This is a genomic window from Pseudomonas sp. NPDC089554 (genome assembly GCF_050280645.1).
Taxonomy (GTDB): domain Bacteria; phylum Pseudomonadota; class Gammaproteobacteria; order Pseudomonadales; family Pseudomonadaceae; genus Aquipseudomonas.
Genome location: NZ_JBNNVR010000136.1, coordinates 1 through 10,065 on the forward strand (window position 1 = coordinate 1; position 10,065 = coordinate 10,065).

The following is a 10,065-nucleotide window of genomic DNA, read 5'->3' on the forward strand; positions in this document are numbered from 1 at the left end:
GGTTTTGGCGGATTTTCGCGTAGGTCTTGCGGCTGATCTCCAGGGCGGCCGGCACCAGGCGCGGGTCGCCGCGCATCAGGGTGATGCCGGCGGCCTGCATGGCCACGTCGGTGCCGCCGCCCATGGCAATGCCAATATCGGCGGCGGCCAGGGCGGGGGCGTCGTTGATGCCGTCGCCGACCATGGCCACCACGCCATCACGCTTGAGCGCCGTGACAGTGGCGGCCTTGTCGGCGGGCAGCACTTCGGCGTGTACGTCGTCGATGGCCAGGGCCTCGGCCACCACCATGGCGCTGCCGCGGTTGTCGCCGGTCAGCAGGTGGCTGCTGATGCCTCGGGCGTGCAGGGCCGCGATGGCGGATTCTGCGCCGGGCTTGAGGCTGTCGCCAAAGGCGAACAAACCAAGCACTTGAGGTTGTGGTGCGCGCTCGAGCAACCACGACAAAGTGCGGCCTTCGGCTTCCCAGGCTTGGGCCTGTTCGACCAGGGCACCGGGCACCAGGTTGCTTTCATCGAGCAGGCGGCGGTTGCCCAGGGCCAGTTCGCGGCCCTCGACAGTGCCGGCAATGCCTCGGCCGGTCAGCGACTGGCTGTCGCTCACCGTGGGAATGAGCAGTTGCTGCTGCGCGGCTGCGTCCAGCACGGCCTTGGCCAGTGGGTGCTCGCTGCCACGTTGCAGGGCGGCGGCCAGGCGCAGCAGGTCGTCCGGTGTGCCGTTCAGTGCCTGGCTGTGAACGATGCGCGGGCTGCCGGAGGTGAGGGTGCCGGTCTTGTCGAACACCACCCGGTTGACCGCATGGGCGCGTTCCAGCGCTTCGGCGTCCTTGATCAGGATGCCGTGGCGTGCGGCCACGCCGGTACCCGCCATGATCGCCGCAGGCGTGGCCAGGCCCAGGGCACATGGGCAGGCGATCACCAGCACGGCGACGGCATTGATGAGCGCGGTTTCCAGCGGGGCGCCTGCCAACCACCAGCCCAGCAGGGTCAGCAGCGCCACGACCAGCACCGCGGGCACGAACACCTGACTGACCCGGTCCACCAGCTTCTGGATCGGCGCCTTGGCCGCCTGGGCGTCTTCCACCAGGCGGATGATCCGCGCCAGGACGGTCTCGGTACCCAGGGCCTGGGTGCGTACCAGCAGGCGTCCTTCGCCATTGATCGCACCGCCGGTGACCTTGTCGCCCGGCTGCTTTGGCACCGGTAGGCTTTCACCGCTGATCAGCGCCTCATCGGCATGGCTGCTGCCTTCAAGTACCTCGCCATCCACCGGGAAGCGCTCACCAGGCTTGACCCGCACCAGGTCACCCAGGCGCAACTGGCTGATGGCGACATCTTCTTCATGATCATCGACCACGCGCAGGGCACGCTCCGGGCGCAGGGCTTCCAGGGCACGAATGGCGCTGGCGGTCTGGCGTTTGGCGCGACTTTCCAGGTACTTGCCCAGCAGCACCAGGGCGATGACCACCGCCGAGGCTTCGAAGTACAGGTGTGGCGCCATGCCGACATGGGCCTTGGCCCATTCATAAAGGCTCAGGCCGTAGCCCGCGCTGGTGCCTAGTGCTACCAGCAGGTCCATGTTGCCTGCCCCGGCACGCACGGCTTTCCAGGCTGCCTTGTAGAAGCGGGCGCCGAGGATGAACTGCACTGGCGTCGCCAGCACGAACTGCGCCCAGGCCGGCAGCATCCAGTGCAGCCCGAAGGGTTGTACCAGCATCGGCAGCACCAGTGGCAGGGCCAGCAGCAGGGCGGCCACGACCGCCAGGCGCTCGTTGCGCAGACGGCGCATGCTGTCGGACTGTTCGTCCTGGGCCGTGCGAGGGAGGGTTGCGCTGTAGCCGGCCTTTTCCACAGCGGCGATCAGCGTCTCGTTGGCAACGCTTTCGAGCACCTGAAGGTGAGCGCGCTCGCTGGCCAGGTTGACAGCCACTTGCTCGACCCCCGGCAGCTTGCCCAGCGCCCGTTCTACACGCCCGGCACAGCTGGCGCAGGTCATGCCGCCAATGTGCAGTTCGAGGTTGCGCGTCGGCACGGCGTAGCCCGCCCGGCGTACGGCCTCGACCAGCGCTGGCAGGCTGTCGCCGGGTGCCTGGACATGGGCTTGCTCGGTGGCCAGGTTGACACTGACCTGCTCGGCGCCGGGGACCTTGCCCAAGGCACGCTCGACACGACCGGCGCAACTGGTGCAGGTCATGCCGGCAATAGGCAGGTTGAAGGTGATGGCTGCTGACATGGCTCTGCTCCTTGAATCAGGCCTGCAGCTTCAACCTTGCCATGTGGGCAAGGTCAATAGCCCAGGTCGGCCCGCTGCAATTGCAGGCCGTGCTGGCTCAAGGCAATGCGGTACTTGCTGATTTGCCCCGCTTGCAGGGTGAGGCGTGTATTGCGTTGGTTCTCGATGCCATTGGCACACCCTGGCACTTGCCCCGGCAACAGGCGCAGGCGCACGTCCACCGGGCCTGGCGGCAGGTTGAACGAGGTGGATTGCTCCTGGAACAACCGGCCAGAGAGCTGGTCGTTGAGGTAGATGCCGATTTCGCACGTGGTCGCCACTTCCAGGCGCTCGCGGGAAATAATCAACACGCTGAAGTCCGAGTTGCCCTCGGCGCTGGCGGGTGGCACGACCGCCAGTGCACCCAGCAGCCCCACGAGGCTCAATGCTGCCCTGACCATGAAACGTCTCCTGCTTGAAAATCTTCAGACTCGCAGCTTGGCCGAGCGGCGCGCGGATTTCCAGCCCGGCCGTTTCACGCAGAACTTGACCTTGACCTGATGGCAAGCTTGAAACTCGCGGCAAACCATTGAAGGAGTGCGTTCCATGCAAGTATTCAACGTTCAAGGCATGGCCTGTGGGCACTGTGTAAAGGCCGTGACCCGTGCGGTACAGGAGCAGGATACGACGGCGCGGGTGGAGGTGGACTTGGCGCAGGGGCAGGTGCGGGTGGACAGCGCCCTGGCCGCCGCACAGCTGTTGGCGGCGATCCGCGAGGAGGGCTACCAGGCCGAGCTGGCCTGAGCGCGCTTGCCTTTCAACCTGGAGTTATTACAAAGCTTTTCAGCCAGAGCGGCCGGGTGCAGGTAGACTAACGTATTGCTTAGCCTGCTATGGATTCCCGATGAACCTGCGAACCCTGTTGATTCTCGGCGCGCTGTCGGCCTTCGCGCCGCTGGCCATCGATTTCTATCTACCTGCTTTCCCGGCGATGGCACATGCCTTCGCCACTGATGAAAAACATATCCAGACCACCCTGGCGGCGTATTTCCTCGGGCTGTCCATCGGCCAACTGGCCTACGGGCCGGTAGCGGACCGTTTTGGTCGACGCAAGCCGCTGCTGTTCGGCGTGGCGTTGTTCACCTTGGCGTCGTTGGCCTGCGCCTATGCGCCAAGCCTCGATGCGCTGGTGTTGGCGCGTTTCGTTCAGGCACTGGGCGGCTGCGCGGGCATGGTGCTGTCGCGGGCGATCGTCAGTGACAAATGCGATGCGGTGGCCTCGGCCAAGGTGTTTTCGCAACTGATGCTGGTGATGGGCCTGGCGCCGATTCTGGCGCCCATGCTCGGTGGCGTGCTGGTGAACGTGACGGGCTGGCAGGCGATTTTCCTGGTCTTGAGCCTGTTCAGCGCCGGCTGCCTGCTGGCAGTCAGCCTAGGCTTGCCGGAAAGCCTGCCGGCGCATATCCCGCGTCAACCCTTGTCGGGTGCGCTGCGCCAATACCTCAACCTGCTCGGCGACCGCCTGTTCATCGGCCATGCATTGACCGGTGGTGTCGCGATCGCCGGCATGTTTGCCTACATCGCGGGCTCTCCGTTCGTCTTCATCAAGCTCTATGGCGTACCACCCGAGCACTATGGGTGGCTATTCGGGACCAACGCCGCAGGGTTCATCCTGGTTGCCCAGCTCAACGCGCGGCTGTTGACCCGCCACGGCCCGGCCTTGCTGCTGTCGCGCGCGGTGTGGGTATACCTTGTGGCTGCGCTGGTGCTGCTGCTGGTGGCGCTGATGCGGCCCTCGCAGCTTTGGCCACTGCTGGTGCCGCTGTTCGTATGCATCGCCAGCCTGGGTTGCATCATGCCCAACGCGGCGGCCTGTGCCATGAGTGGCCAAGGCACCCGCGCGGGCAGCGCCTCGGCGTTGATGGGCTGCCTGCAGTTCAGTGTGGCTGCCGGTGCTGCTGCCTTGGTGGGTGTGCTGCACGACGGCAGTGCCGTGCCCATGACCCTGGTGCTGAGCCTGTGCGGCATGCTGGTGGTCAGTGTCGCGATGTTGACTGGACGCCTGCCGCCCAAGCGTCCTGCCTGAGTATGTGCGGGGCTTTCAAACGGGTTTCCAGAAGCGCGACGAACGCTCGCGCTTCGGCTTCGCTGCGAAAGCTCACCACATGCTGGTCCAGCTGGACCTGCCAGGGGCAATTGGGGTTACGTTTCGACGTACTGACGACAATCTTCATTGCGAAGAACCTCCAGTGGGCGAGCGCTGATCCAGTGTAGCGCCGCCCTTCGTCCACGCCATCGCCTGCCCCCACGTCCTGACTGACGGTCATTCTCTTTCGCCCATCCGACTGCGATACGAAGCTTCGCTTTTCCTTGCGCTACTTGGTGAAGGGCCGTGTCGGCATTGTTCCTATGTTTTTCACTCCGACGTCACCAGGCTTGAGCTGAGCGCTTTTATTGGCGGGCGTTTCACGGGGAAATACCTCCAATCTGTATTTTCATGTCTTTCGAGAAGGGTTGGCGAACCTGCCCCTGAAGGCGCGCGGGTGCGCGTGCCGTGGCCAAGGCGCGCGGGTTTCAGCGGCTTATACTGCCCCCGGCGACCATGGATGGTGGGGCAGCGTTACCCAGGCAGGCTGCACCTATGCGCGTTGCCATGGTTGGCCAGCCGGGAACGAGACTGACTTTGCAGGGAATGAACGACATGAAAGCAGCTAACAGCATCAGCCAGATCGCCGGTCTCATGGCCGATCCAAAACGAAGTGCCATGCTCTGGGCCTTGATCGATGGAACGGCCCGTCCTGCCGATGAGCTTGCGCTGATCATCGGCGTCACCTCGTCGTCTGCCTGTGCGCACCTGTCGCTGCTTTCGGCCGCTGGCCTGCTCAGGCTCGAGGCGCGTGGGCGCAAGCGCTATTTTCGACTGGCGACACCGGAAGTGGGCGCGGCCGTGGAGGCGTTGGCCAGCGTGCAACTGGGTGCCCACCTCGGCGCGCCCTCACGCTCCAAGCCACTGGAGGTGCCGTTGTCGATGCGCCGGGCCCGGCTGTGCGGCAACCACCTTGGTGGGGAGTTGGCGGTTGACCTTTACCATCGTCTGGTCGCTGCGGGTTGGCTCGAGGGAGACGAGGCCAGCCCCTCGGTGAGCCAGGAGGGGCGGCGAGAGCTGGGGGCGCTGGGCGTATACATCGATGCATTGGCGCCAAGCCGCAAGAGCGGCTGCGTGGTGTGCCACTGCAATGAGTGGAGTGACCAGGGGCCGCACATTGGCGGGCCACTTGGCCAGGCCTTGCTCAAGCTGTTCCTGCAATCGGGGTGGATTCGTGAACAGGAGGGCTGTCGGGCGCTGCAGATATCCGCGCTGGGTATCCAGAGCATCAATCGCATTGCCCGGGTGCAGGCCTTGCAGGTGGGTTAGCGCGAGACCAGTCGCGCGTCCAGGCTGTTCTGCGCCAACTGCCTGGCTTGTGCTTCGGTCATGCCCAGGTGAGTGTGCAACGCGTGGAAGTTCTCGGTGACATAACCGCCGAAATAGGCGGGGTCGTCCGAGTTGACCGTGACCTTCACCCCGCGTTCAAGCATATCGAGAATATTGTGCTGGCCCATGTGCTCGTACACGCACAGCTTGATATTGGACAGTGGGCAGACCGTGAGCGGAATTTGCTCGTCGATGATGCGCTGCATCAAGCGCTCGTCCTCAATGGCGCGCACGCCGTGGTCGATGCGCTGCACCTTCAGCAGGTCCAGTGCTTCCCAGATGTACTCGGGCGGCCCTTCTTCGCCCGCGTGGGCAACGGTCAGGAAGCCTTCGCCACGGGCACGATCGAACACACGCTGGAACTTGCTGGGCGGGTGGCCTTGCTCGGAACTGTCCAGGCCGACGGCGATGAAGGCATCACGGAATGGCAGGGCCTGGTCGAGGGTGTTCTGCGCCGCGTCTTCGCTCAGGTGGCGCAGGAAGCTGAGGATCAGCCCACTGCTGATACCCAGTTGTTGGCGGCCATCCTTGAGTGCCTGGTCGATGCCGGCGAGCACCACTTCGAAGGGAATGCCACGGTCGGTGTGGGTTTGCGGGTCGAAGAACGGTTGTGGGCGTACTTTTCGGTCTCGGCGATGCGCAGCTGGGTCTTGCCGTGCTTGGCCAGGTACTCGCCCAGCACGTTGTTCAGGCTGGCCGGGGCGAATGCTGCCGGGGCCGGGATTTTCGCCGAGTACTGGGTCAGGCCGATGTAGGCGGCGAGCTTGGGCAGGCGGGCGCGGGGGAATTCGTTGAACTCGGTCTCTACGAACACCCGCGACAGCTCGCGGGCGCGGTCGGCGCGGAAGTTCATGAAGATCACCGCGTCGCCGTCGGCGACCGGTACGGCCTCGCCGATGCGGGTGGCCTTGACGAATTCGTCGCTCTCGTCACGCGCATAGGCCGCTTGCAGGCCTTCGACGGCAGTGGCAGCGGTGAATTCGGCGGTGCTGTCGACGATCAGGTTGTAGGCGGCGCTGACGCGGTCCCAGCGGTTGTCGCGGTCCATCGCGTAGTAGCGGCCGATCAGGGTGGCGATGCGGCCCTTGCCCAGCTTGGCGAAGGTCGAGTCCAGCAGTTCGATGGACGACTGCGCGCTGCGCGGCGGGGTGTCGCGACCATCGAGGAAGGCGTGCAGGTAGATGTGCTCGGCGCCGCGCTTGGCGGCCAGCTCGGCCATGGCGATCAGGTGGTCCTGGTGGCTGTGCACGCCGCCATCGGAAAGCAGGCCGAGGATATGCACGGCCTTGCCGGCGCCGACGGCCTTGTCGACCGCGCCGGTGAGCACGGGGTTCTCGAAGAACTCGCCATCGCGGATAGCCTTGGTGACCCGGGTGAAGTCCTGGTACACCACGCGCCCGGCGCCGAGGTTCATATGGCCGACCTCGGAGTTGCCCATCTGCCCGTCAGGCAGGCCGACATCCATGCCGGAACCGGAAATCAGGCCGTGCGGCCGGGTGGCGCGCAGGCGGTCGTAGACCGGTGTGTTGGCGGCGAAGATGGCGTTGTATTCGGGGCTTTCGCTGTGACCGAAACCATCCAGGATGATCAGGACCAGGGGCTTGGGCGTGCTCGTCATCAATCAAACTCACGGTTGTTCAAAGATGATAAAGACACGCATTTTAGGGCAAATCGGCCACGGACGGCGAATATTCCTGGGTTCGCCCGACAAGTGTCTGGGCGTACTGTACGACAACGCTACTTTCGCGCCCGCCCACCGGGCTTTGGCCGGCCTGGGTGGCTGTGTATACTGGCCGGCATTTTCAATCGCTTGGAACACCCCTGATGGTTGCCAACCTGATTCAATTTGCGACAAACCACTTTATCCTGGTTGCGATTTTCTTCGTTCTGCTGATTCTGCTGCTGGTCAACGAAATTCGTCGTGGCGGCCAGAGCCTGAGCAGCGGCCAGCTGACCGCGCTGCTCAACGCCGAGACCGGCGTGGTGATCGATATCCGCACCAGCAAGGAATTCTCCGCCGGGCACATCGTCGGCGCGCTGAACATTCCGCAGGACAAAGTTGCCGGTCGCATGGCCGAACTGGAAAAACACAAGGCCAAGACCCTGATCATCGTCGACAGCATGGGCCAGCAGTCTGGTGGCGTCTGCCGCGACCTGCTCAAGGCTGGCTTCACCGCTGCCAAGCTCAGCGGCGGCGTTTCCAGCTGGAAAGCCGACAACCTGCCCTTGGTGAAGTGACATGAAACCCGTCATCGTCTACTCCAGCGACTATTGCCCCTACTGCATGCGCGCCAAGCACCTGCTCGAGAGCAAGGGCGTGGCCTTCGAGGAAATCAAGGTCGACGGCAAGCCGCAGGTTCGCGCCGAAATGGTCCAGAAGGCTGGCCGTACCTCGGTACCGCAGATCTGGATCGGCGAAACCCATGTCGGGGGTTGCGATGACCTTTATGCCCTCGAGCGCTCGGGCAAGCTCGACGCCCTGCTCAAGGCCTGACTCACGCCTCTTTGAACATCATTAGGAAAAGGATCTGCCATGACTGACCAGCAGAACAACGGCGCAGCCGCCGAAGAAGCTTCCCCGCAATTCTCCCTGCAGCGCATCTATGTGCGCGACCTGTCGTTCGAGGCGCCGAAGAGCCCGCAGATCTTCCGCCAGCAGTGGGAGCCGAGCGTCGCCCTGGACCTGAACACCAAGCAGAAGGCCCTGGAAGGTGACTTCCACGAGGTGGTGTTGACCCTGTCGGTGACCGTGAAGAACGGTGAAGAAGTTGCCTTCATCGCTGAAGTGCAGCAGGCCGGTATCTTCCTGATCTCCAACCTCGACGCCGCTTCGATGAGCCACACCCTCGGTGCGTTCTGCCCGAACATCCTGTTCCCGTATGCCCGTGAGACCCTGGACAGCCTGGTGACCCGTGGTTCGTTCCCGGCGCTGATGCTGTCGCCGGTGAACTTCGACGCCCTGTACGCGCAAGAAATGCAGCGCATGCAGGAAGCCGGCGAGCTGCCGACCGTTCAGTAAGCGGTTCGGTTGTGATGAAAAAGCGCCTTTCCAGGCGCTTTTTTGTTGAGCGGGCAAAGCCTCAGGCAAACCCCTGCTGACGCCACGCCTCATACACCGTCACCGCCACGGTGTTGGACAGGTTCAGGCTGCGACACCCTGGGCGCATTGGCAGGCGCAGGCGTTGTTCGGCGGGCAGGGCTTCCAGTACCTCGGCCGGCAGCCCGCGGCTTTCGGGGCCGAACAGGAAGGCATCGCCCGGTTGGTAGGCCACCTCATGGAAGGGATGCGAGCCTTTGGTGGTAAAGGCGAACAGCCTGGGCTGGCCCAGGCTTTCCAGGCATCCGGCCAGGCTCTGGTGGCGCTTGAGCGTGGCATACTCGTGGTAGTCCAGGCCCGCGCGGCGCAGGCGCTTGTCGTCCAGTTCGAAGCCGATCGGCTCGATCAGGTGCAGGTCGCAGCCGCTGTTGGCACAGAGCCGAATGATATTGCCGGTATTCGGTGGAATTTCCGGTTGAAAGAGGATGACGTGAAACATGCACGGCTCCAAGCACGAAGATGACGAGCATTCTAACCTCGAACCCGACCGGCGTTCGAAGGCCTGGCCGCGTGTGTTGGGCTCGATGGCGATCATGGGCCTGCTGGTAGGGCTGATGATCGGCCGCTTGACCAACCCCGAGCCGCCCGTGCTTGAGCGTGTCGAGGTGGTGCCGGATGGCCTTGAGCTGTGGTTCAGCGATGAAGCCCAGCTGCATGGCGAGAACGTGGAGGGCACCGTGGCGCTGCTGTTCCAGGCCGAGGGCAAGGCGCAGCGCGGCCAGTTGACCTTGCAGGGCAAGCCTGCGAGCTGGCGGGTGCAGAACAGTGATGGGGGGTTGTTGCTGACGGTGCTGGCCGCGCGTCCCCTGCGGGGGGAGTGGAACGCCGCAGAGGACGCCGGAGGGTGGCGTGTGCAGGTGAAGCTGCACGAATAAAAGAGGGGATATCCTGGCCTGCCTGTACCTGGGTCCCCAAAACGGGCATTACAGCGAATAAAAGAGGGGTGTCCTGGCCTGCCTGTACCAAGGTCCCCGAAACGGGCATTACAGCGAATAAAAGTGGGGTTATCCCGGCCTGCCTGTACCGAGGCCCCCTAAAAGGTAGTTGCTTAGGTTATTGCAGGCGGCGTGCCAACTTTGCGAAGCCTTGAAATACGTGGTTTTGCGACGCTTTTGCCAGTTTTTGAGGGGATTTGTGCCTTGCCGAGGTGCATCGGGCACAGGATCGGTGCATTTGTAGCGATCTTCAGAACGCATTCGCGGGCAAGCCCGCTCCTACAATTACTGCCCTTGTAGGAGCGGGCTTGCCCGCGAATGCGTCAGTTCAGTCAGTGGGGTTTAGTGC

At 63.8% G+C, this 10,065-nt stretch carries 11 protein-coding genes and 2 pseudogenes; 7 read left to right on the forward strand and 6 right to left on the reverse strand.

Features of this window, described 5'->3' with window-relative positions; all coding sequences use genetic code 11:
• Together ACQKPE_RS24830 and ACQKPE_RS24835 are read right to left on the reverse strand one after the other, a co-directional pair.
• The coding region (locus tag ACQKPE_RS24830) for a heavy metal translocating P-type ATPase (protein ID WP_427669304.1) at positions 1 to 2,230 on the reverse strand (2,230 nt) is incomplete at its 3' end.
• A 53-nt stretch (positions 2,231 to 2,283) separates the two neighbouring features.
• Positions 2,284 to 2,670, reverse strand: coding sequence for a hypothetical protein (locus ACQKPE_RS24835; protein WP_427669305.1), 387 nt, complete (start codon positions 2,668 to 2,670; stop codon positions 2,284 to 2,286).
• 145 nt (positions 2,671 to 2,815) lie between these two features.
• Between ACQKPE_RS24835 and ACQKPE_RS24840 the strand changes: the two genes are divergently transcribed.
• A complete protein-coding gene (locus ACQKPE_RS24840; RefSeq protein ID WP_427669306.1) occupies positions 2,816 to 3,013 on the forward strand; it encodes a cation transporter in 198 nt (65 codons plus the stop codon).
• A gap of 100 nt (positions 3,014 to 3,113) precedes the next feature.
• Positions 3,114 to 4,295, forward strand: a complete 1,182-nt coding sequence (locus ACQKPE_RS24845) for a multidrug effflux MFS transporter (RefSeq protein ID WP_427669307.1) — start codon at positions 3,114 to 3,116, stop codon at positions 4,293 to 4,295.
• Here ACQKPE_RS24845 and ACQKPE_RS24850 read toward each other — a convergent pair.
• Complete coding sequence (locus ACQKPE_RS24850) at positions 4,246 to 4,443, reverse strand: hypothetical protein (protein WP_427669314.1); 198 nt, start codon at positions 4,441 to 4,443, stop codon at positions 4,246 to 4,248. The two genes, ACQKPE_RS24845 and ACQKPE_RS24850, sit on opposite strands and share 50 nt — an antisense overlap.
• Positions 4,444 to 4,910: 467 nt before the next feature.
• On the opposite strand from ACQKPE_RS24850, the gene ACQKPE_RS24855 reads away from it, so the two are divergent.
• Positions 4,911 to 5,624, forward strand: a complete 714-nt coding sequence (locus ACQKPE_RS24855; RefSeq protein WP_427669308.1) for a transcriptional regulator — start codon at positions 4,911 to 4,913, stop codon at positions 5,622 to 5,624.
• Here the strand turns inward: ACQKPE_RS24855 and add are convergent.
• Both add and gpmI read right to left on the reverse strand, forming a co-directional pair.
• Positions 5,621 to 6,304: pseudogene (gene add, locus ACQKPE_RS24860) on the reverse strand (adenosine deaminase); the annotation flags it as partial. The gene ACQKPE_RS24855 and the pseudogene add overlap by 4 nt on opposite strands.
• Positions 6,295 to 7,302: pseudogene (gene gpmI, locus ACQKPE_RS24865) on the reverse strand (2,3-bisphosphoglycerate-independent phosphoglycerate mutase); the annotation flags it as partial. The pseudogenes gpmI and add, both read right to left, overlap by 10 nt.
• 206 nt (positions 7,303 to 7,508) lie before the next feature.
• On the opposite strand from gpmI, the gene ACQKPE_RS24870 reads away from it, so the two are divergent.
• The 3 genes from ACQKPE_RS24870 to secB are packed head-to-tail and all read left to right on the forward strand — an operon-like array spanning position 7,509 to position 8,703.
• A complete protein-coding gene (locus ACQKPE_RS24870) occupies positions 7,509 to 7,922 on the forward strand; it encodes a rhodanese-like domain-containing protein (RefSeq protein WP_427669309.1) in 414 nt (137 codons plus the stop codon).
• A gap of 1 nt (position 7,923) precedes the next feature.
• Positions 7,924 to 8,178, forward strand: coding sequence for a glutaredoxin 3 (gene grxC / locus ACQKPE_RS24875; protein WP_427669310.1), 255 nt, complete (start codon positions 7,924 to 7,926; stop codon positions 8,176 to 8,178).
• Positions 8,179 to 8,217: 39 nt separating this feature from the next.
• The gene (gene secB, locus ACQKPE_RS24880; protein WP_427669311.1) at positions 8,218 to 8,703 is read left to right on the forward strand and encodes a protein-export chaperone SecB; all 486 of its coding nucleotides are present in this window, start codon (positions 8,218 to 8,220) and stop codon (positions 8,701 to 8,703) included.
• Positions 8,704 to 8,764: 61 nt separating this feature from the next.
• On the opposite strand, the gene trmL is transcribed toward secB, so the two are convergent.
• On the reverse strand, positions 8,765 to 9,220 hold the full coding sequence (trmL, locus tag ACQKPE_RS24885) for a tRNA (uridine(34)/cytosine(34)/5-carboxymethylaminomethyluridine(34)-2'-O)-methyltransferase TrmL (RefSeq protein WP_427669312.1): 456 nt from the start codon (positions 9,218 to 9,220) through the stop codon (positions 8,765 to 8,767).
• Here trmL and ACQKPE_RS24890 point away from each other — a divergent pair.
• The gene (locus tag ACQKPE_RS24890) at positions 9,219 to 9,656 is read left to right on the forward strand and encodes a hypothetical protein (RefSeq protein WP_427669313.1); all 438 of its coding nucleotides are present in this window, start codon (positions 9,219 to 9,221) and stop codon (positions 9,654 to 9,656) included. The two genes, trmL and ACQKPE_RS24890, sit on opposite strands and share 2 nt — an antisense overlap.
• The last annotated feature ends 409 nt before the right edge of the window (positions 9,657 to 10,065 follow it).

Bases quoted from the DNA above. Each gene is read 5' to 3' on its own strand.
- ACQKPE_RS24845 (WP_427669307.1), top strand. From the start codon at position 3,114: ATGAACCTGCGAACCCTGTTGATTCTCGGCGCGCTGTCGGCCTTCGCG.
- trmL (WP_427669312.1), bottom strand. From the start codon at position 9,220: ATGTTTCACGTCATCCTCTTTCAACCGGAAATTCCACCGAATACCGGC.
- ACQKPE_RS24840 (WP_427669306.1), top strand. From the start codon at position 2,816: ATGCAAGTATTCAACGTTCAAGGCATGGCCTGTGGGCACTGTGTAAAG.
- secB (WP_427669311.1), top strand. From the start codon at position 8,218: ATGACTGACCAGCAGAACAACGGCGCAGCCGCCGAAGAAGCTTCCCCG.
- ACQKPE_RS24870 (WP_427669309.1), top strand. From the start codon at position 7,509: ATGGTTGCCAACCTGATTCAATTTGCGACAAACCACTTTATCCTGGTT.
- ACQKPE_RS24890 (WP_427669313.1), top strand. From the start codon at position 9,219: ATGCACGGCTCCAAGCACGAAGATGACGAGCATTCTAACCTCGAACCC.
- ACQKPE_RS24850 (WP_427669314.1), bottom strand. From the start codon at position 4,443: ATGAAGATTGTCGTCAGTACGTCGAAACGTAACCCCAATTGCCCCTGG.
- grxC (WP_427669310.1), top strand. From the start codon at position 7,924: ATGAAACCCGTCATCGTCTACTCCAGCGACTATTGCCCCTACTGCATG.
- ACQKPE_RS24835 (WP_427669305.1), bottom strand. From the start codon at position 2,670: ATGGTCAGGGCAGCATTGAGCCTCGTGGGGCTGCTGGGTGCACTGGCG.
- ACQKPE_RS24855 (WP_427669308.1), top strand. From the start codon at position 4,911: ATGAAAGCAGCTAACAGCATCAGCCAGATCGCCGGTCTCATGGCCGAT.